Origin of the sequence: Agromyces litoreus, from assembly GCF_040496015.1 — a bacterium.
In the GTDB taxonomy this organism is placed as follows: domain Bacteria; phylum Actinomycetota; class Actinomycetes; order Actinomycetales; family Microbacteriaceae; genus Agromyces; species Agromyces litoreus.
The window spans coordinates 40,451-60,752 of the sequence record NZ_JBEPKA010000008.1 but is presented as its reverse complement, the minus strand read 5'-3'; the positions used below and the strand labels follow the sequence as shown (position 1 = coordinate 60,752).

Below are 20,302 nucleotides of genomic sequence, written 5' to 3'. Positions count from 1 at the left end.
GGACACCCCATGACCACTGCAACGCAGGAATCCGCACTGCTCGAGCACGTCGCCGACGGCCTCTACATCGGCGGCGAGTGGGTCGCCGCCGAGGGCGGGAAGACCTTCGAGGTGTGCGACCCGTCCACGGGCGAGGTCGTCAAGGCCATCGCCGACGCCTCGCCGGCCGACGGCATCCGCGCGCTCGACGCGGCCGTGGCCGCACAGGACGCGTGGGCCGCCACGGCGCCCCGCGAGCGCGGCGAGATCCTCCGCCGCGCCTTCGACCTGCTCATGGAGCGGGCGGACGACTTCGCGCTCCTCATGACCGTCGAGATGGGCAAGCCGCTCGCCGAGGCGCGCGGCGAGGTCAAGTACGGCGGCGAGTTCCTCCGCTGGTTCAGCGAGGAGGCCGTGCGCATCACCGGCCGCTACGGCTGGAACCCCGAGGGCACCGGTCGCATCGTGGTCGCGCAGCGCCCCGTCGGCCCGTCGTACTTCATCACGCCGTGGAACTTCCCGCTGGCGATGGCGACGCGCAAGATCGCCCCGGCGCTCGCCGCGGGCTGCACCGTCGTCGTCAAGCCCGCCGCGCTCACGCCGCTCACGACGATCGCGTTCGTGCAGCTGCTCGAGGAGGCCGGGCTCCCCAAGGGCGTCGTGAACGTGGTCACCACCACGAGCTCGTCGAAGGTCTCCGGCCCGATCATCGCCGACCCGCGCCTGCGCAAGCTCTCGTTCACCGGTTCGACCGAGGTCGGCCGCAAGCTCATCGAGCAGTCGGCGCAGGGGATCCTGCGCACCTCGATGGAGCTCGGCGGCAACGCCCCGTTCGTCGTGTTCGAGGACGCCGACCTCGACAAGGCGGTCGACGGCGCGATGGTCGCGAAGTTCCGCAACATCGGCCAGGCCTGCACCGCGGCCAACCGCTTCATCGTGCACGAGTCGGTCGCGGCCGAGTTCGCCACGCGGGTGACCGAGCGCGTCCAGGCGATGCGCGTCGGCCGCGGCACCGAGGACGGGGTCGCGATCGGCCCGCTGATCGACGAGAACGCGGTCGCCTCGACCCACGAGCTCGTGCAGGACGCCGTCTCGAAGGGTGCGACCGTGCTCGCGGGCGGCTCCGCGATCGACGGCGCCGGCACGTTCTACGCGCCGACCGTGCTCGGCGACGTGTCGGCCGACGCGCGCCTGCTCCGCGAGGAGATCTTCGGACCGGTGCTCGGCATCACCACCTTCGCCGACGAGGAGGAGGCGGTGCGCCTCGCCAACGCCACCGAGTACGGCCTGATCTCGTACGTGTTCACCGAGGACCTCTCGCGCGGACACCGCATGATCGACCGCCTCGACACCGGCATGATGGGCCTGAACACGGGCCTCGTCTCGAACGCGGCGGCGCCCTTCGGCGGCGTCAAGCAGTCGGGCATCGGCCGCGAGGGCGGCTTCGAGGGCATCCACGAGTTCCTCGACACGAAGTACACCCTGATCCCGGCCTAGCCGGGGTCCGGTCCGGTCCGACGCGACCGGGCCGGGCGGATGCCGCGACGTGCGCCGCACGTGCGCCGCGGGTCGCGGCATCCGCCCCGCTCACATCACCCATATCGCTCTCTCACGGAACCGGGGCCCGCTCGCGGGCGTTCCTCAGGAGGACACGACGTGTCCTGCACCTGTGCACCCGGAGGCCTCCTGAGTACCGATCTGCGGACGAGCGGAACGACAGCAAGGACGAACACCATGGAACGCATCGAGACCGACGTCGTCATCGTCGGGGCCGGCGCCTCGGGACTGACCGCGGCGACCGAGCTCGTCAGGGCCGGCCGCGAGGTCGTGGTCCTCGAGGCCCGCGACCGCGTCGGCGGTCGCCTCTGGACCGGCGAGATCGACGGGGCCATGCTCGAGATCGGCGGCCAGTGGGTCTCGCCCGACCAGGACGCCCTCATCGAGACCCTCGACGACCTCGGCCTCGAGACGTACGAGCGCTACCGCGAGGGCCAGAACGTCTACATCGCCGAGGACGGCGAGCGCCGGCTCTTCGAGGGCGAGATCTTCCCCGTCCCGGCGCGGACCGAGGGCGAGATCGTCGGCCTCATCGAGAAGCTCGACGACCTCGTCGCCGAGATCGACCCCGACGCCCCGTGGACCCACCCACGCGCCAAGGAGCTCGACGAGATCTCGTTCGCGCACTGGCTCGAGACGCAGACCGACGACGTCGAGGCGCGGCTGAACATCGGCATGTTCATCGCCGGCGCGATGCTCACCAAGCCCACGCACGCCTTCAGCGCGCTGCAGGCGCTGCTCATGGCCGCGTCGGCCGGATCGTTCTCGCACCTCGTCGACGCCGACTTCATCCTCGACAAGCGCGTCGTCGGCGGTCTCCAGCAGGTGCCGCTGCGCATGGCCGAGCGACTCGGCGACCGCGTGCGGCTGAACCAGCCCGTGCGGGTCGTGCGCTGGCAGGAGGATGCCGCCCCCGGCGCCGCGGCGGTCGTCGCCGTCACCGACGACCTCGAGGTGCACGCCCGCGAGATCGTGCTCGCGGTGCCGCCCGTGCTCGTCGACCGCATCTCGTACGAGCCGCCGCTCCCGCGCCGCCAGCACCAGCTGCACCAGCACCTGTCGATGGGCTTCGTCATAAAGGTGCACGCCGTCTACGAGACGCCGTTCTGGCGCGAGCAGGGGCTCTCGGGCACCGCATTCAGCCCGTACGAGCTCTCGCACGAGGCGTACGACAACACCAACCACGGCGACACCCGCGGCACGCTCGTCGGCTTCGTCTCCGACGAGGCCGCCGACGAGGTGTTCCGCCTGAGCGCCGAGGAGCGGAAGGCCCGGATCCTCGAATCGCTCTCGCACTACTACGGCGAACAGGCCAAGCACCCGGTCGTCTACTACGAGAGCGACTGGGGCAGCGAGGAGTGGACCCGCGGCGCCTACGCCGCGAGCTTCGACATGGGCGGACTCGCGCGCTACGGCGCCGACCTGCGCACGCCGGTCGGACCGATCCGCTTCGCCTGCTCCGACATGGCGGGCAAGGGCTACCAGCACGTCGACGGCGCGATCCGGATGGGACGCCTCGTGGCCTCGCAGATCCTGGCGGAACTCGCGTGAGCGCGGCGTCGATCCTCGTCGGCTACACCGCCGACGAGGCGGGCGCCGACGCGCTCGCGGTGGCCGGCCGCGTCGCCGCGGCGACCGGTGCGGGCGTGGAGGTCGTGCTGGTCCTGCCGTCGGAGGCGCGCAACTCGAGCGTGCCGGCCGACGCGGGCTACGAGCGGTTCCTCCGCGAGCGGTCGCGGTCCTGGCTCGCCGACGCCTCGGGACGACTCGGCACGGACGTCGCGACGAAGCTGCACCTGCGCTACGCCGAGTCGAGCGCCGAGGGGCTCATCGACGCGGCCCACGAGTTCGGGGCCGCGCTCATCGTCGTCGGCACCGCCCGGGGCGGGATCCTCGGCCGGTCCCGGATCGGCTCGGTCGCGGACGCGCTGCTGCACTCCTCGGACGTGCCCGTCCTGCTCGCGCCCGCCGGATCCGAGGCGTCGTCTGACGAGGGCGTGACGCGGATCACCGCGGCCGTCGGCACCCGCCCGGGCGCCGACGCGCTGCTGGAGTCCGCCGTCCGCCTGGCGCGGAGCGCCTCCGCCCCGCTGCGCCTGCTCTCGCTCGTGCCGATCGACCTGCCGGCCGGGCTCGACGCCGAGCTGGCCGCGCTCACGAGCACGGTCCACGCCGAGGACGTCCTCGACGAGGCCCGCCGCGCCCTCCCCGTGGATCTCGACGCGAGCGTCGAGACCGCGGACGGGAGCTCGATCGAGGGGGCCGTGCGCGCCCTCGACTGGCACCCCGGCGAGGTCGTGCTGGTCGGCTCGAGCCGGCTCGCGGCACCGCGCCGGCTCTTCCTCGGGTCGACCGCGGCGAAGATGCTGCGCGAGCTGCCCGTCCCCATGATCGTGGTGCCGCGCACCACCCGCACCTGACGAAAGACCTGCAATGACGCAATCGCTCCAATCCCCGCCCCCGCTCACCGAGGCGACCCGCGCGGTCGACTCCGCCGAGCACGGCATCTCGAAGAAGGGCCTCTCGGCCGGGTCGGTCGGCCTCGTCGGCGCCGTGGTCATCGGCATCTCGTGCATCGCGCCCGCGTACACGCTGACCGCCGCGCTCGGCCCGACCGTGTCGGAGGTCGGCACGCAGGTGCCCGCGATCATCCTGCTCGGGTTCATCCCGATGCTGCTGGTCGCCTTCGGGTACCGCGAGCTCAACCGCCGCATGCCCGATTCCGGCACCTCGTTCACGTGGGCGACGCGCGCGTTCGGCCCGTGGATCGGCTGGATGGCGGGCTGGGGGCTCGTGGCCGCCACGATCCTGGTGCTCTCGAACCTCGCGGGCATCGCGGTCGACTTCCTGTTCCTCGCGATCTCGCAGATCGTCGGGAACCCGGAGATCGCGGGCATCGCCGCGAACCCGTTCGTCAACGTCGCCGTGTGCCTGCTGTTCATGCTCGGCGCGACGTGGATCTCGTACCGCGACATGCGCACCACGCAGAAGCTGCAGTACTGGCTCGTCGGGTTCCAGGTGCTCGTGCTCGTGGTGTTCTCCGTCGCGGCGCTCGTCGAGGTCGCCAACGGCAACGCCTTCGACGCCACGCCCATCGAGCTGAGCTGGTTCAACCCGTTCGCGGTGAGCGACTTCAGCGCACTGGCCGCCGGCCTCTCGCTGTCGATCTTCATCTTCTGGGGCTGGGACGTCACTCTCACGATGAACGAGGAGACCCGAGGCGCCGAGAAGACGCCCGGTCGCGCGGCGACCCTGTCGGTGCTCATCATCGTCTCGCTCTACCTGCTCATCTCGACCTCGCTCATCTCGTTCGCGGGCGTCGGCGAGGGCGAGTTCGGCCTCGGCAACCCCGACATCCAGGACAACGTGTTCTTCGCGCTCGCCGGCCCGGTGCTCGGTCCGCTCGCGATCCTCGTGTCGCTCGCGGTGCTCACGAGCTCGGCGTCCTCGCTCCAGTCCACGTTCGTGTCGCCCGCGCGCACCCTGCTCGCGATGGGTCACTACGGCGCGCTGCCCGAGAAGTTCGCCCGGGTCAGCCCGCGCTTCTTCACGCCCGGGTACGCGACGATCGTGTCGGCGGTCGTGGCGTCCGTCTTCTACGCGGTCATGCGGTTCGTGAGCGAGAACGTCCTGTGGGACACGATCACGGCGCTCGGCATGATGATCTGCTTCTACTACGGCATCACCGCGTTCGCGGCGGTGTGGTTCTTCCGGAGGACCTGGTTCCGCTCGGTGCGCGAGTTCTTCTTCACGCTGCTGTTCCCGCTCGTGGGCGGGGTCATCCTGTCGGTGCTCTTCGTGACCACCCTCGTCGACAGCATGGACCCGGACTACGGTTCGGGCTCCCAAGTCGGCGGCGTCGGCCTGGTCTTCATCCTCGGCATGGTCGTGCTGCTCACGGGCGTCGCGATCATGCTGTGGCAGGCCGCGAAGCGGCCCGCCTTCTTCCGCGGCGAGGTCCTGGCCCGGGCCTCCGCCGACTGAGCCCGTGCGAGGCCGTCGTCTCCTCACCGTGGCGGCCCCGCACGACACCGCGAACCGCCCCGCCGGCGACACCCGGCGGGGCGGTTCCGCGTTCGGAGCCGAGCCGACGCGTCAGGCGGTGACACGCGTACCGGCCATCGGAGGCATGCGCCAGCGGGTTCCCCAGCGGGCGCGGCGCGGATAGCGTGTCCGTCAGCGCCCGAGGGAGGGTGCCAGGGGGAGGAGCCCACGTGGCCGCGTACGACGACATCATCGCCAACATCCCGATCGCCGACCTCGCCGCGAGGCTCGGCGTCGACGAGGGCACGGCCCGCGCCGCCGTGGACCAGGCGCTGCCCGCCCTGCTCGGCGGGATGGACGCCAACGCGCAGGACGACGCGGGCGCCGCGTCCCTCGAACGGGCCGTGCAGCACCACCCGCCGCAGCTCTTCGACGGCGGGGTCGACCTCGACGAGGTCGACACCGACGACGGCGAGAAGATCGTCCGCAACGTCTTCGGTGCGAACACCGACCAGGTGGTGCGCACCCTCGGGGCGACCGAGGGGAAGGCCGAGCCCGGGCTCATTCGGAAGCTGCTGCCGATCCTCGCGCCGATCGTGCTCAGCTTCCTGGCCGGGCAGTTCGCGAAGCGCCGGCAGGGCGAGGGCTCGCAGGCCGCACCGGCCGGCGGTGGCGGCGGCATCGGCGACCTGCTCGGTGGGCTGCTCGGCGGCATCGCCGGCGGGGGATCGTCCGCCGGCGGGGCCGGGGGACTCGACGGGCTCGGCGACCTCCTGGGCGGCCTCCTCGGCGGCGGCAGGCGCTGAGGCCCCGCCGCGGGCCGCACCCGGCGGCTGCGTAGACTGGCACGGTGCCAGTGAACCCCGAGCTGCAGGGGCGCGAGTTCCCGCCGACCGCGCCGTACGTCGTCGGTCGTGAGAAGGTGCGCGAGTTCGCGCGCGCCGTGTTCGCGACCAACCCCGTCAACCACGACGTCGAGGCGGCCCGTGCCGCCGGCCACGCCGACCTCGTCGCACCGCCGACCTTCGCCGTCGTCGTGCAGGAGCACACGCTCGCGCAGCTGCTCGCCGAGCCCGACGCGGGCATCGACTTCTCGCGCGTCGTGCACGGCGACCAGCGGTTCACGTCGACCCGCCCGATCGTCGCGGGCGACGAGCTCACCGCGCGGCTGAACGTCTCCAGCGTGAAGACCCTCGGCGCGCACTCGATGGTCACCGCCGAGTCCGTGATCACGGACGCCGACGGCGAGCACGTCGTGACCGCGATCTCCACCCTCGTCGTGCGAGGAGACGACTGATGACCACCACCCCCGACTTCGACGCGCTCGCCGTCGGCGACGTCGTCGCCGAGCGCGAGACGCACCTGACCCGCGACTCCCTGGTTCGCTACGCGGGCGCCTCGGGCGACTTCAACCCGATCCACTACCGCGACGACGTCGCCGCGTCGGTGGGCCTGCCCGGCGTGCTCGCGCACGGGATGCTCACGATGGGCCTGGCCGTGCAGCCGGTCGTCGACTGGGCGGGCGACCCCGCGCGCGTCGTCGACTACCAGGTGCGCTTCACGCGACCCGTCGTGGTCGACCCCGAGGCCGGGGCGGACGTCACCGTGAGCGCGAAGGTCGGCCAGCTCGACGCCGAGGCGAGGGTCGCGCGCATCGACCTCACCGTGTCATTCGACGGTGCCACGGTGCTCGGCAAGGCGCAGGCGCGAGTGGTGCTCGCCTGAGATGACGGACCCCGCCACGACGACCGACGCTGCGGCACGCGAGCCCCGCTTCTCCGACCTCACGACGCTCCGCGTGGGCGGTCCGATCGCCCGGCTCGCGACCGCGACCACGCGCGACGAGCTCGTCGACCTCGTGCGCGAGGTCGAGGCGTCCGGCGAACCGTGGATGGTCGTCGGCGGCGGGTCGAACCTGCTGGTCGGCGACGAGGGCTTCGCCGGCACCGTCATCCGGATCGCCACGCGCGGCATCGACGTGCAGCCCGGATCCGAGCCCGGCGGCGTGCGCCTGCGCGTCCAGGCCGGCGAGACCTGGGACGACCTCGTCGCGTTCGCGGTCGAGCGCGGGTTCTCCGGGCTGGAGGCCCTGTCGGGCATCCCCGGCTCGGTCGGCGCAGCGCCGGTGCAGAACATCGGCGCCTACGGGCAGGAGCTCTCCGACGTGCTCCTCGGCATCGAGTTCCTCGACGACGGCGCGGACCGGCCGCGCGAGATGTCGGCCGACGAGCTGGAGCTCGGCTACCGCACCTCGGTGCTCAAGCAGGGCCTCGCGGGGGTGGTGCTCTCGATCGACCTCGCCCTGCACGACACGACCGCGGAGCGCGAAGTGCTCGGCCAGGCGCTCGGCACGCCCGTCGCGTACGCGCAGCTCGCGAGCGCGCTGGGCGTGCAGCTCGGCGACCGCGTCCCGGTCGCCGACGTCCGCGAGGCCGTCCTCGCCCTGCGCTCTGGCAAGGGGATGGTGCTCGATCCCGACGACCCCGACTCGGTGAGCGCCGGGTCGTTCTTCACCAACCCGATCGTCCCCGAGAAGATCGCACGCACCCTCCCCGGCGAGGCGCCGCGCTGGTACGTCGAGCCCGAGGAGCCCGACGAGGTCGTGCTGCTCGCCGAGCTCGAGAGCCGGTCGCCCCTCGACGCGTTCCTCGAGCACCAGGCCGAGGCGGAGGCGGCCGAGGCGAGGGCGCACGCCGCGCCCGCGGAGCCGCTCGTGAAGCTGTCGGCGGCGTGGCTGATCGAGCACAGCGGCATCCGCCGCGGGTTCGCCCTCGCGGGCTCTCGTGCGGCGATCTCGTCGAAGCACACGCTCGCGCTCACGAACCGCGGCGGGGCGAGCGCCGACGAACTCGCGCAGCTCGCACGCTTCGTGCAGGGCCGCGTGCAGTCCGAGTTCGGCATCCTGCTGCACCCCGAGCCCGTGCTGGTGGGCGTCGAGCTCTAACCGCCGGGGCGCTGGCCCACCCGCTCGGTCGCGGTGTCGACCCCGGGCGTGCGGACGTCGGGGCCGACCACGGGTGCCGCGCCGCCCCGCCGCGCGCGGCGCCGGGCCGCCGACTGCACGAGGGTCGGGATCGCGACGCCCGCGACGAGGACCGCGCTGCCGGCGAGCTCGAGCGCATTCGGCACCTCGTGCAGCACGAGCCAGGCGGCGGTGACTCCGACGGGCGGCACGAGCAGGGTGAACGGCACCACGTCGGCCGCGGGGTACCGGCCGAGCAGCATGTTCCAGATGCTGTAGCCGACCAGCGAGGCGGCGCCCGCGGTGAACGCGACTGAGGCGAGGGTCGGCCAGCCGAGGGTCGCGAACGCCTCGCCGACGACGGCGGGCCCGTCGAGCACGAGGCTCGCCGCGAGCGCCGGCACCGGCACGACCAGCGCCGACCACACCACGAGGCCGAGCCCGTTCGTGGGTGGCGCGCTGCGGGCGACGACGTTGCCGATGCCCCAGCTCAGCGCCCCGGCGACGCAGAGGGCGAGCGGGACCAGCGACGCGAGGCCCGCCTCGCCGTCGACCCGTCCGGCGCCGACGAGCACGAGCCCGGCGAGCCCGACGACGGCCCCGACGACCTGGGCGCGGGTCGGGCGCTCCCGCAGCACGATCGCGGCGATCGCGATCGTGAAGATCATCTGGCTCTGCAGGATGACCGGGGCCAGGCCGGCCGGCAGGCCGAGGTGCATCGCCGTGAAGACGAACGCGAACTGGCCGAGGCTCATGAACGTGCCGATGGCGAGGATCGTCCGCCACGGCACCGCCGGTCGCGGCACGATGAGGACCAGCGGCACGGCCACGGCGGCGAAGCGGAGCGCGACGAGCACGAGCGGCGGCGTGTCCCGCAGGCCGAGGTCGATGGCGAGGAAGTTCACGCCCCAGATGACGGCGACGAGGACGGCGAGCAGCGAGTGCCGAGCGGACATGGGTCCATCGTCGCGCGGCCGATCGTCCAGCACCAGTTCCGATTCGCTTCGGATATCACGTAGCGTTGCTTCATGATCGATCCGCAGGGCCTGCGCGCGCTCGTCGGGGTGGCGCAGCACGGGAGCGTCGCGGCGGCGGCGAACGCCCTCGGCTACACGCCGTCCGCCGTCTCGCAGCAGGTCAAGCGCCTCGAGGGCGAGGTCGGCGCCGCGCTCCTCGAGCGGCGCGGGCGCGGGGTGCTGCTCACCGAGCGGGGCCGCGTCGTCGCGACCGAGGGGCGGGCGCTGCTCGATGCCATGGCGCAGCTCGTCGCGGGCGAGGCGGATGCCGGGTCCGGCGCCCTCGCGCCCGTGCGGGTCGCCTCGTTCTCGACCGCCACGCGCGGCCTGGTCGGCCCGGCGATGCACGACCTGCGCGCCGCGGGCGTCACCGACCTGTCGGTCGCCAGCGTCGACCCGTTCGAGGCGGTCGTGCTCGTCGACCGCGGCGACGTCGACCTCGCGATCGTCCACGACTGGAACTCCGTCCCGCTCGTCGTGCCCGACGGACTCGTGCGCGAGCCACTCTGCCGCGACGAGGCCGACGTCGTGCTGTGGGCGTCGCATCCGCTCGCCGACCGCGCCGCGTTGGACCGGCGCGACCTCGTCGATGAGGCCTGGTCGAGCACGCCGCGGGGTGCCATCTGCCACGAGGCCCTGCTCCGCCTGTTCACCGACCTCGGCCGCGTGCCCCGCATCGTCGCCGAGGACCCCGACTTCGCGTCACTCGTCGAGCTCGCCCGGCAGCGGGTCGCGGTCTGCCTCGTTCCGCGCCTCGGCCGGGGGGCGCTCCCCGACGGCACGGTCGCGATCCCGCTCGCCGACCGGAGCCAGGTGCGGCAGGTGTCGGCGGTCTCCCGGGCGGCGCGCTCCGAGAGCCCGGCCATCCGCGCCGTGGTCGACGGACTCCGCCGCGTCGCCGCGGGCGCGGAGTTCGCCTGAGCGCGCTCGACGACGATCACGCCGGGCCGAGTGCGCGACCGCCGATCTCCGGAACGGGGGAGTGTCGGCGCGAGGCGGCGACGTCGTGTCGCGCCAGCCAGCTCAGGATCGCCCGGTTCGTCGCATCCGGCATCTCCTCCTGGATCCAATGACCGCAATCCAGGTCGATCACCTCCACTCCGGGGACGAACTCGCTCAGGTTCTCGGACTTCGCGACCGGGTCGCGGTCGCCGCGGATCATGAGCGTGGGCTGCCGCACGATCGGGTCCGCGTCCGCCAGCAGGTGCCAGTTGCGATCGAGGTTGCGGTACCAGTCGATGCTGCTCGTGAATCCCGTCGCCTCGAACGCGGAGACGAAGACCGCAAGGTCCTCCTCGCTCATCAGCGGATCCCCGAGCGGCGTCTCGGCCGTTGCGAGGCCGATCATCGCCATGCCGGGGCGAGGCTCGACGGGAGGCTCGTTCCTCCGGAACAGGTTGCGGAGGAACCGGGAGGTGTTCGCGTCCAGCACCGCGTCGGCGACGCCCGGCTGCCGGTTGAAGTGGACGAGGTGGTTGTCGTCGCCGAACACCTCTTCGAGGAACTCGATCCAGGGCCGCTCGCCGCGGGCCATGTAGGGGAGGCTCAGGTTGATCACCCGGTCGACCCGGCTCGGGTGCAGCAGCGCCATCCCCCACACGACCATGGCGCCCCAGTCGTGGCCGACGAAGGTCGCGTGCTCGTATCCGTAGTGATCGAGCAGTGCGACCAGGTCGCCGGTCAGGTGCTCGATGTCGTACTCGGCGACGGCGGTCGGGCGCGACGAGTTCCCGTATCCCCGCTGGTTCGGGACGATCACGTGATAGCCGGCCTCGACGAGGGCCGGCACCTGGTGTCGCCACGTGAAGGCGAGCTCGGGCCAGCCGTGGCAGAGCACGATCGGATCGCCGCCATCGCGCCCGCCCGCTTCGTGGACTTCGAGTTCCACGCCGTTCACCGGGATCAGCGTGGGCTCGGGGAACGTGGTCGACATCGACATCAGGATCTCCTCTCGGATCGGTGCGGGGCATGTCCCCGTCTCACGACCGACCGTACGCGCCGATGCGGACAGATCCTGTCCGCATTCTGCGATAGCGTGCGAACATGGCGAACGATCCGACCGCGCGGGCGCTGCGGCTCCTCTCACTGCTGCAGACCCATCGGCTCTGGCGCGCCGCCGACCTGGCTCGTCGTCTCGGGGTGACCGAGCGGACCGTTCGCCGCGATGTCGACCGGCTGCGCGACCTGGGGTATCCGGTCGATGCCGTGCCCGGGAGCCACGGCGGATATCGGCTCGCCGCGGGTGCGCACCTGCCGCCCCTGCTGTTCGACGACGGCGAAGCCGTGGCCGTCGCCGTCGGGCTCCGTGCGGCGGCGGGCGCAGCGATCGCCGGCATCGAGGAGACGTCGGTGCGCGCGCTGGCGAAGATCCAGCAGGTGCTTCCCGACCGATTGAAGCGTCGGGTGTCGGCGCTCCACGCCAACGTCGCGTCGATGCCGTGGGAGCACGGCGACGACGGGGTCGTGGACCCTGACGCGATCACCGTCCTCGCGACGGCGTGCCGGGACCACGAGCAGGTCCGCTTCGACTACCGGCGCCGCGACGGCGACGACAGCCGGCGACTCGTCGAGCCGCACCAGTTGGTCACCGTCGGTCGACGCTGGTACCTCGTCGCCTGGGACGTGCGCCGCACGGATTGGCGCACGTTCCGTCTCGACCGACTGGGCGGCGTGCAGTCGGTCCGAACGCGGTTCGCGCCGCGCGAGGTGCCGGGCGGCGACGGCGCCGCCTACGTCGCGGCGTCGATCGCATCGACCCCGCTCGGGGTGGAGGCGACCATCGCCCTCGGCGAACCCCTCGATCGGGTCGCCGAGGCGCTCTCCGCCCTCGACCACACGCTCATCGACGCCCGGGCGGACTCCTGCACGGTGAGACTGCGCGCCGACCGGATGGAGTGGCTCGTCATGGCGGTGGTGAGGCTGGCACTGGAGGCCCCGCTCCTCGTCGTCGAGCCCCGTGCGGTCGCCGACGAGATCGGGGCACTGATCGGACGGCTCGGCCGGCGGTGATCGGGCGCCCCGGTCGGTCACCCGCCGACCCGAGGATGACCGCCCGCCTCGCTCGCGACGTGCGGGGCGCCCGCAGCGGGCCGGTACACGTCCAGCGCGAGCGGAACGACGCGCAACCGGGTGCGGTACCCGGGGGCCGACAATTCGGCGGACGCCGCCATCGGCCACTCCAGCGCGACCTCGCCGTCGTGCGCGAACCCGGGCGGTTGCCCGAGCCTGGGCCGCACGTCCACGACCAGCCCGGTCGTCGACGAGGACTCGATCCGCTCGGGGATGAGTCGGAGGATGCGCAGCACCCGGGCAGTCCGTCGGCCGAAGGCGAGTGAGGCGATCGACCCCGCGCGCGACCCCGCGTGCAGCATTCGCACGTCGAGCCTGCCGTCGTCGAGCGAGCGGCGCTGCAACGGCGCGAGCGACGCGCGGTCGTTGCGGCCGACGCCGACGAAGAGGGTCCAGACATTCGCACGCCTGCCGTCGATCACCACGGCGACCGGACTCGACCGACGGAGCACCCGCCACGCCGCGACCGCCGACGCGGGCCACTTGCCCGCGCGCGGTCGCAGCGACTCGCGCTCCGCGACGAAGTCGGGATAGATCCCGACCGACGCGGCGTTCACGACCGTGATCGGCTCGGCCTCGCCGAAGGCGAGCTCGGCGACGTCCACCCGGACCCCCTCGCCGCGCTGCACCGCGTCGACGGCCGCGTCCACCGTCTCGGCGCCGACCGTGCGGGCGAAGTGGTTGAAGGTGCCGCCCGGCACCACGAGCAGCGGGACCCCGGCCCTGCGGGCCTCGTGCGCGACCGCGCCGACCGAACCGTCCCCGCCGCACACGCCGATGATCTGTGGCGGGACCTCCCGGGCCAGCGCGGCCGCGGCGACCCCGACCGGGTCCTCCGCGCCCTCGAGCACATGGACCTCGGCGCGCGGCAGGCGGTCGCGCAGCACGGCGACCGGGTCGGTCCGAACCACGCTCGTGCCCGCGGCGCGGTTCACCACGACGAACACGCCCGCCCCGTCGGGCGAGGCCGGCAGGCGGCGATCGCGGCCGGGGCCGGGCGGAGGCTCCGGGGGGCCGGGGCGCGGACGGACGGCCGCGGCGCCGATCGCCGCGACGGCGCCGCCGAGGGCCAGCCCGCCGACGACGTCCGAGAACCAGTGCGCGCCCACGTGCAGGCGCGAGTACGCGACCCCGAGGGCGGCCGGGGCGAGGGCCGCGCCGACGCGGGGCGCCTCGAGCGCGACGCCGCCCGCGAACGCGGCCGCACTCGCGGAGTGCCCAGAGGGGAACGTGCGGCTCGACGGCTGCACGGGCAGCCGCCGGCCGATCGGGATGTCCTCGAGCGCGGGCCGGTCGCCGCCGAAGACGCGCTTGGCGATGAGGTTCGTGAGCGCGCTCGCCGTGGCGAGCGAGAGGAGGCCGCGGACCGCCGCCCGTCGGCGGCCGGTCACTGCGAGCACGCCCGCGATCGTGAACCAGAGCACGCCCTTGTCGGCGAAGCCCGTCAGCTGCGACCAGAAGCGGTCGACGGCGGGATGCGAGTGCCATCCGTTCACCCGTCGCGCGGCCGCGGCGTCGAGCCGGCGCACACCGGGCGGCAGCAGGCGCGCGCGGCGCGCCGCCACCCGAACCCCCTGGACCAGCCCCACCCGCCCCAGCGTACGGCCGTCGCGCCGCCCCGGGCGCGGGGTTGCGCGGGGCGGCGCGGCGCGGATCGGCCCGCGGGGCGCGATGCCGGCGTCAGAGCAGCCCGAGCTCCATGGCCCGCGTGACCGCGCGCGTGCGGTCGTTGACCTCGAGCTTCTCGAACACGTGGATGAGGTGCGTCTTCACGGTCGCCTCGCCGATCACGAGCGCGCGCGCGATCTCGGGGTTCGACCGGCCGTCGGCCACGAGGCGCAGCACCTCCAGCTCGCGCGGCGAGAGGCTGGGCGCGAGAGGCCCCGTCGCGTCCATCCGGACCCGGTTCACGAGCTTCGCGGCGATCGACGGCGCGAGCACCGTCTCGCCCGCGGCCACCGATCGGATGCCGGCGAGGATCTCCTCCTGCGGCGCGGCCTTCAGCAGGTAGCCGCTCGCACCCGCCTCGATCGCGGCGAGGATGTGGTCGTCGGTCTCGTACGTCGTGAGGACGAGCACGCGCGTCGCCCCGCCGCCGGCGAGGATCCGCTCGGTCGCGCCGGCGCCGTCGAGGCCCGGCATCCGGAGGTCCATGAGCACGAGGTCCGGGCGCAGCTCGGTGGCGAGCGCCACCGCCTCGAGCCCGTCGACGGCCTCGCCGACGACCTCGATGCCCGGCTCGGCCTCGAGCAGGCCGACGATGCCCGCGCGCACGATGGGATGGTCGTCGGCGACCACCACGCGGATGGATCCGCCGCCCACCTCGTCCCTCACCTCGTCCCTCCCGTCGTCCCGTCGGTCGTCTCGTCCACGGCGGCCGGCACGACCACCCGCAGCACCGTTCCGCCGGTCGCGCCCGCGCCGAACTCGAGTCGCCCGCCCACCAGCGCGACGCGGTCCCGCATGCCCGCGAGCCCGAATCCGCCGTCGCCGGATCGACCGTCGCCCGGCCCGACGCCGTCGTCGCGCACCGCGAGCACCACCTCGGGCGGCATCCCGGCCGTCGTGACGACGACCTCGGCGGACGACGCCCGCGCGTGCTTCCGGACGTTCGCGAGCGCCTCCTGGGCGCAGCGGAGGAGCACGACCTCGAGTTCGCGATCGAGCCCCGCGCCATCCGTCGTGACCGTGACGCGCACGCCCGTCTCGCGCTCGAATGTCGCGGCGAGCCGCTGCAGCGCCTCGCCCAGCCCGCCATCGGATCGGACGGGCGCGAGCGAGGCGACGAGGCCCCGGGCCTCCGTGAGCGCCTCGCGCGCCATCTGCTCCATGAGCTCGACGTCGGCCCGCGCGGACGCGGCGGCCTCGTCGTCGACCACCGCGAGTCGTCGCCCGGTGCGCTGGGCGACCATGACCATCCCCGTCAGCGACTGCGCGATGGTGTCGTGGATCTCCCGGGCCAGTCGCGCCCGCTCGTCGGCGACGCCCGCGTCGCGATGCATCGCCGCGAGCTGGCCCTGCGCCGCCTGGAGCTCGTCGAGCAGTCGCGCCCGTTCGTTGCCGTATCGCGCGATCCGGGTGATCCAGAGTCCGAGGGCGATGCTGAACCCCACCGACAGGGCCGCCACCGCAGCACCCGCGAAGAGGCCGCCGACGCCCGAGCGCGCCGTATAGCCGGCGACGATCGAGACCGCGAAGAGCAGGTTCGCGATGATCGCGCTACGGGTCGACGGCGACGTCGACCACACGAAGGGATAGAGGAAGGCCTGCAGGATCGCGAACGACGGCTCGATCGCCGTGCCGACCGCGAGGAGCACCGCGTAGGCGATCGCGATCGCGAGGTGCTGCCGCGGCCCGACCTCCGGCACGCAGCGCCGCCCCCACAGCAGGTGGACCAGGAGGAAGGCCCCGGCGGTCGCGCACGTGGCGGCGTCGTCGGGGCCGAACGGAGGGTCGAGCAGGGTGAGCGCGGCGATCACGACCGTGACCGCGATCGCCGCGGCATCCCACCACCGCACGTTCTGCATGGACTCAGGCTCCCACAGGGCCGGCACGCCGGGCGCCGCGCCGCCGCCGCGTCGCGGTCATGCGTCCCGCCGGATCCAGCGGAACGTCAGCCGGCTGATCACGAGCCCCACGACCAGCCACGCCAGCAGCGCGACGGCGACCCAGCCGAGGTCCCACGCCTCGTGCTGCTCGAGCACCGCGAAGTCCTCGGGCAGGAACGCCGCCCGCATGCCCTGCGCCATCCACTTCAGCGGGAAGAGGCTCGCCACGTTCTGCATCCACTCGGGCAGCTGGTTGAACCGCAGGTACACGCCCGAGATGAACTGCAGGATCAGCACGATCGGGATGACGACGGCGGTCGCGCTGCGGCCGGACCGCGGCAGCGCCGAGAGCGCGATGCCGAGCAGCGCCGACGTGGCCACGCCGAGCACGAACACCCAGGCGAACGTGAGCCACGCCTCGGGCCGGGTCGGCAGGGCGATGCCGTAGAGGGTCGAGGCGACGAGCAGCAGCAGTGCCGCCTGGAGCACGCCGGTGACGAAGACCTGGCCGATCTTGCCGATGAAGTAGGACACGGGCGAGAGGGGCGTGCCGCCGAGGCGCTTGAGGGTGCCGTTGCTGCGCTCGGTCGCGATGTCGATCGCGAGGTTCTGCACGCCCGAGAGGAGCATGCCCGCGGCGAGCATGCCGGGCAGGTAGTAGGCGCCGATGCTCACCGAGGCGGCGTCCGGGCCGGGCTGGATGTCACCCGACGCGCTGAACGCGGCGGTGAAGATGCCGAGCATGATCACCGGGAACAGGAAGGTGAAGAAGACGGCGTCGGGTGAGCGGAAGTAGCTGCGCACCTCGTAGCCGATGCGGGTCAGTCCGACCGCGAGGCGGCCGGGTCGGGCGGTCGCGGCGGCGGGCCGGACGAGGTCGGGGCGCGCGCGCCGCGCCTCGCTGCGGGTGTTCACGGTGCTCATGCCAGTGCCTCCTCGGCGTCGCGGGCGGCGCTTCCGGCCGCGCGCACCAGGTCCAGGTAGATGTCCTCCAGGCTCGGGCGGATGACCTCGAGCCCGTCGGGCTCGCCTTCATGCTCGCGCACGAGGGCCGTGACGAGCGCGGCGGGCTGCTCGGTGCGCACCTCCCGGGCCGCGCCCGTGCGGTCGTTCCAGCGCACGATGGGCACGCGTGCCTCGGCGCCGCCGAGCTCGTGGATGGCGCCGACGTCGACCAGTCGACCGCCGAGGATGATGCCGGCCCGGTCGCCGAGCCGGGCGGCCTCGTCGAGGTAGTGGGTGGTGAGCACGATCGTCGTGCCCTCGTCCTTCAGGCCGCGGATGAGCTCCCAGAACTCCCGTCGGGCCTCGGGGTCGAACCCGGTCGTCGGCTCGTCGAGGAACAGCAGCTCGGGTCGGCCGATGATGCCGAGTGCGACGTCGACCCGGCGGCGCTGCCCGCCCGAGAGCTTCGAGATGCGCGTGCGCGCCTTGGCCTCGAGGCCGACCGCGGCGATCACCTCGTCGACGTCGCGTGGGCGGGGGAAGAAGCGCGCGAAGTGCGCGAGCTGCTCCTGCACGGTCATGACGCCGCTCTCGGTCTCGGACTGCAGCACGATGCCGAGCCGCGCCTTCCAGTCGAGTCCGCCCCGCGCCGGGTCGACGCCGAGCACGCTCACCTCGCCGGCCGTGCGCAGGCGGTAGCCCTCGAGGATCTCGATCGTCGTCGACTTGCCGGCGCCGTTCGGGCCGAGGAGGGCGAAGGTCTCGCCGCGGCGGATGTCGAGGTCGATGCCGTCGACCGCGGCGAGGGCGCCGTACTGCTTCCGCAGGCCGCGGATGCGCACGGCGGGTGCTTCGGGGTTCGTGGTCTGGTCCATGCCCTCGATGCTCCTCGGTCCGCGCCGGGCGCGGCAGCCGTGGAGCGGTCGATCTTCCCCTCCACCGATCGGTGGATGCGGCGGTCAGTCCGAGCGGAGCTCGGCGAGGCGGCGCTCGAGGAACCGGCGCTCGGGCGTCGTGCGGGCGAGCGCGATCGCGACGCGGTACTTCGCGGCCGCGGCATCCGCCTCGCCGAGCCGGCGGTGCAGGTCGGCCTGCGCTGCGGGCAGCAGGTGGTAGCCGTCGAGCCGGCCGGATGCCTCGAGCAGTGCGAGGTCGTCGAGCCCGCGCCGCGGGCCGGACGCCATGCCGTGGGCGATGGCCCGGTTCAGCGCGACGAACGGCGAGTCGCCGAGCATCGCGAGCGCGTCGTAGCGAGCCGCGATCTCCGGCCAGTCGGTGTCGTCGGCGGTGCGGGCGCGGGCGTGGGCGGCCTGGATCTCCGCCTGCAGCCGGTACGGGCCGGGCGGTCGCCCGGACGGTGCGCCGTCGGTGCCGTCGGCGTCCGCCGGCCCGAGCAGCCGCAGCCCCTCGGCGATGCCGGCGGCGTCCCAGGTGGTGCGGTCCTGCTCGGGGAGGGGCACGAGCTCGCCGCCGGCACCGGTGCGCGCGGCCGAGCGGGCCTGCTGCAGCAGCAGAAGCGCGAGCAGCGCCCGCGCTTCGTCGGCCTCCGGCAGGAGCGCGACGACGAGGCGCGCGAGGCGCACGGCCTCGGCGGTGAGGTCGAGCCGCTGCAGCGCGTCACCGCCCGACGCGAGGTATCCCTCGTTGGCGATGAGGTAGAGCACGGCGAGGACCCCGTCGATCCGTCGGGGCAGCTCGTCGGCGACCGGGACCCGGTACGGGATGCCGGCGTTGCGGATCCGGCGCTTCGCCCGGGAGATGCGCTGGCCCATCGTCGCCTCGGTCACGTGGAAGGCCCGGGCGATCTCGCCCGTGTCGAGGCCGCCGACGGTGCGGAGGGTGAGGGCGACGCGCGCCTCCATGGGGAGTGCCGGGTGCGCGCACGTGAAGACGAGGCGCAGCCGGTCGTCCCACTCGGGCTCGCCGTCGAGCGCGGCGGCCGCGACGTCCGCGGGGTCGGGCGGGCCGTCGGCGCGCCCGGAGAACCGTTCCATCTCGAACCACTCCCCGACCTTCCCGGCCTCGACGCCGCGCCGGCGCAGCCGGTCGAGCGCCAGGTTGCGGGCGGCGGTCGTGAGCCACGCGCCGGGATTGCGCGGAATCCCGTCGCGCGGCCACGTCCGCGCGGCTCGCTCGAAGGCGCCGGACGTCGCGTCCTCGGCGACGTCCCAGTCGCCCGTGGTCCGGATGAGCGTCGCCACGATCCGCGCCTGATCGGACCGGTACGCCGCGGCGAGCGCGGCCCCGGGCGACGGGCGCGCGGCAGGCTCCCCGCCCTCCGGGGCCGGAGCGGCGTCCGCGTGTCCGTCGTCGTTCAGCGGCGCGCCTCCGCGATCGCGTCGCGGGAGCGGGGCTCGATCCGCCGGTCCCGGTCGGGCGCCTCGCGCTCGTCGCGTGCGACGTGGTCCTCGTGCGCGTCCAGCGGCCAGGTCGGGCGGAGCTCGATCGAGCCGCGCGCGGCCATCGGATGCGCGGCGGCCACCTCGATCGCCTCGGCGAGGTCGCGCACCTCGATCAGGTCCACGCCGGCGAGCCACGCGTCGGTCGGGGCATCGCCGCGGTCGCTGACGAGCACCTCCCCGTGGCGCCGTCGCACGAACGTGGCGTCGGCGGGGCGGTGCAGGGCCGCACCGAACAGGCGGACGCCCCGGGTCTCCATCTCGCTCGCCCAGGCCGAACCGGCCGCGTCGACCTGCGGGTCCGCGTGGGGGTCGGCGTCGGGACGCTCGGCGACGACCAGCAGCAGGTAGCGTCGCCCCCGTTCGGGCCGGTCGTGGAACTCGACGGGCACGATGCCCGAGCGCGGTGCCGGGTCGCGCCGTCGGAGGAAGGGCCGGATCTCGACCCGCCCGAACCACGCCACCGGATGCCGGGACGCGATCTCGATCGCCTCGTCGAGGTCGCGTACGTCGATGACGTCGAAGCCGCCGATCGTCTCCTTGGCCTCGCTGAACGGGCCGTCGGTCACGAGCACCTCGCCGGAACGGACTCGGAGCGTGGTCGCGTCCTGCCCGGGGCGCAGGCGCTCGCCGTACTCCGACACGCCGCGCGAGACCACGTCGTCGACCCAGTCGCCGATGTCGTCGGCGTCGGGCGCGTACGGCACCGGGTCGGCGCCGTCGGCGTAGAGCAGTGCGTATTCCATGGTGGTTCCCCTTCTCTCGGTCACGCTACGCACGTACGACGAATGGGGGAAGCCGGTTTCGACAGGTCGGCGTCGGATGCCGCGCTCCGGCACGTGG

The 20,302-nt window shown here is 73.6% G+C and carries 19 protein-coding genes; 10 read left to right on the top strand and 9 right to left on the bottom strand.

The window, feature by feature from the left end:
- The first annotated feature begins 9 nt into the window (after window positions 1-9).
- The 8 genes from ABME01_RS07985 to ABME01_RS07950 all read left to right on the top strand — a co-directional run bounded on the left by ABME01_RS07985 (window position 10) and on the right by ABME01_RS07950 (window position 8,464).
- Window positions 10-1,476 (top strand): NAD-dependent succinate-semialdehyde dehydrogenase, encoded by a 1,467-nt coding sequence (locus tag ABME01_RS07985; RefSeq protein ID WP_353827854.1) that lies wholly within the window; start codon window positions 10-12, stop codon window positions 1,474-1,476.
- A gap of 237 nt (window positions 1,477-1,713) precedes the next feature.
- Window positions 1,714-3,087: a flavin monoamine oxidase family protein gene (locus tag ABME01_RS07980; RefSeq protein ID WP_353827852.1), complete on the top strand. Its 1,374-nt coding sequence runs from the start codon at window positions 1,714-1,716 to the stop codon at window positions 3,085-3,087.
- Window positions 3,084-3,956 carry a universal stress protein gene (locus ABME01_RS07975; protein WP_353827851.1) on the top strand — a complete coding sequence of 291 codons (873 nt, stop codon included), beginning with the start codon at window positions 3,084-3,086 and terminating at the stop codon, window positions 3,954-3,956. The genes ABME01_RS07980 and ABME01_RS07975 overlap by 4 nt, the downstream gene beginning before the upstream one ends.
- Before the next feature lie 13 nt (window positions 3,957-3,969).
- Window positions 3,970-5,520, top strand: coding sequence for an APC family permease (locus ABME01_RS07970; RefSeq protein ID WP_353827850.1), 1,551 nt, complete (start codon window positions 3,970-3,972; stop codon window positions 5,518-5,520).
- Window positions 5,521-5,750: 230 nt separating this feature from the next.
- Window positions 5,751-6,326: a DUF937 domain-containing protein gene (locus tag ABME01_RS07965; protein ID WP_353827849.1), complete on the top strand. Its 576-nt coding sequence runs from the start codon at window positions 5,751-5,753 to the stop codon at window positions 6,324-6,326.
- Between the two features lie 44 nt (window positions 6,327-6,370).
- On the top strand, window positions 6,371-6,817 hold the full coding sequence (locus ABME01_RS07960) for an FAS1-like dehydratase domain-containing protein (protein WP_353827848.1): 447 nt from the start codon (window positions 6,371-6,373) through the stop codon (window positions 6,815-6,817).
- A complete protein-coding gene (locus tag ABME01_RS07955) occupies window positions 6,817-7,245 on the top strand; it encodes a MaoC family dehydratase (RefSeq protein ID WP_353827847.1) in 429 nt (142 codons plus the stop codon). The genes ABME01_RS07960 and ABME01_RS07955 overlap by 1 nt, the downstream gene beginning before the upstream one ends.
- Before the next feature lies 1 nt (window position 7,246).
- The gene (locus ABME01_RS07950; RefSeq protein WP_353827846.1) at window positions 7,247-8,464 is read left to right on the top strand and encodes a UDP-N-acetylmuramate dehydrogenase; all 1,218 of its coding nucleotides are present in this window, start codon (window positions 7,247-7,249) and stop codon (window positions 8,462-8,464) included.
- On the opposite strand, the gene ABME01_RS07945 is transcribed toward ABME01_RS07950, so the two are convergent.
- Window positions 8,461-9,438, bottom strand: coding sequence for an EamA family transporter (locus ABME01_RS07945; protein WP_353827845.1), 978 nt, complete (start codon window positions 9,436-9,438; stop codon window positions 8,461-8,463). The genes ABME01_RS07950 and ABME01_RS07945 overlap by 4 nt on opposite strands.
- 72 nt (window positions 9,439-9,510) lie before the next feature.
- Here ABME01_RS07945 and ABME01_RS07940 point away from each other — a divergent pair, with 72 nt between their 5' ends.
- Window positions 9,511-10,419 carry a LysR family transcriptional regulator gene (locus tag ABME01_RS07940; protein WP_353827844.1) on the top strand — a complete coding sequence of 303 codons (909 nt, stop codon included), beginning with the start codon at window positions 9,511-9,513 and terminating at the stop codon, window positions 10,417-10,419.
- Between the two features lie 16 nt (window positions 10,420-10,435).
- Here the strand turns inward: ABME01_RS07940 and ABME01_RS07935 are convergent, their stop codons facing one another.
- Window positions 10,436-11,437, bottom strand: a complete 1,002-nt coding sequence (locus ABME01_RS07935; RefSeq protein ID WP_353827843.1) for an alpha/beta fold hydrolase — start codon at window positions 11,435-11,437, stop codon at window positions 10,436-10,438.
- A 104-nt stretch (window positions 11,438-11,541) separates the two neighbouring features.
- Here ABME01_RS07935 and ABME01_RS07930 point away from each other — a divergent pair, with 104 nt between their 5' ends.
- On the top strand, window positions 11,542-12,507 hold the full coding sequence (locus ABME01_RS07930) for a helix-turn-helix transcriptional regulator (protein ID WP_353827842.1): 966 nt from the start codon (window positions 11,542-11,544) through the stop codon (window positions 12,505-12,507).
- A gap of 17 nt (window positions 12,508-12,524) precedes the next feature.
- Here the strand turns inward: ABME01_RS07930 and ABME01_RS07925 are convergent, their stop codons facing one another.
- The 7 genes from ABME01_RS07925 to ABME01_RS07895 form a co-directional block, all read right to left on the bottom strand.
- Window positions 12,525-14,156, bottom strand: a complete 1,632-nt coding sequence (locus tag ABME01_RS07925; RefSeq protein WP_353827841.1) for a bifunctional phosphatase PAP2/diacylglycerol kinase family protein — start codon at window positions 14,154-14,156, stop codon at window positions 12,525-12,527.
- A 91-nt stretch (window positions 14,157-14,247) separates the two neighbouring features.
- Complete coding sequence (locus tag ABME01_RS07920; RefSeq protein ID WP_353827840.1) at window positions 14,248-14,901, bottom strand: response regulator; 654 nt, start codon at window positions 14,899-14,901, stop codon at window positions 14,248-14,250.
- Entirely contained in the window at window positions 14,898-16,094 is a 1,197-nt protein-coding gene (locus ABME01_RS07915) for a sensor histidine kinase (RefSeq protein WP_353827839.1), read from the bottom strand. Before ABME01_RS07915 ends, ABME01_RS07920 begins: the two co-directional genes overlap by 4 nt.
- A 57-nt stretch (window positions 16,095-16,151) precedes the next feature.
- Complete coding sequence (locus ABME01_RS07910; protein ID WP_353827838.1) at window positions 16,152-17,039, bottom strand: ABC transporter permease; 888 nt, start codon at window positions 17,037-17,039, stop codon at window positions 16,152-16,154.
- Window positions 17,036-17,935 (bottom strand): ABC transporter ATP-binding protein, encoded by a 900-nt coding sequence (locus tag ABME01_RS07905; protein ID WP_353827837.1) that lies wholly within the window; start codon window positions 17,933-17,935, stop codon window positions 17,036-17,038. Before ABME01_RS07905 ends, ABME01_RS07910 begins: the two co-directional genes overlap by 4 nt.
- An 84-nt stretch (window positions 17,936-18,019) precedes the next feature.
- Entirely contained in the window at window positions 18,020-19,378 is a 1,359-nt protein-coding gene (locus ABME01_RS07900) for an RNA polymerase sigma factor (RefSeq protein WP_353827930.1), read from the bottom strand.
- Window positions 19,375-20,205 carry a YciI family protein gene (locus tag ABME01_RS07895; RefSeq protein WP_353827836.1) on the bottom strand — a complete coding sequence of 277 codons (831 nt, stop codon included), beginning with the start codon at window positions 20,203-20,205 and terminating at the stop codon, window positions 19,375-19,377. Before ABME01_RS07895 ends, ABME01_RS07900 begins: the two co-directional genes overlap by 4 nt.
- Between the last annotated feature and the right edge of the window lie 97 nt (window positions 20,206-20,302).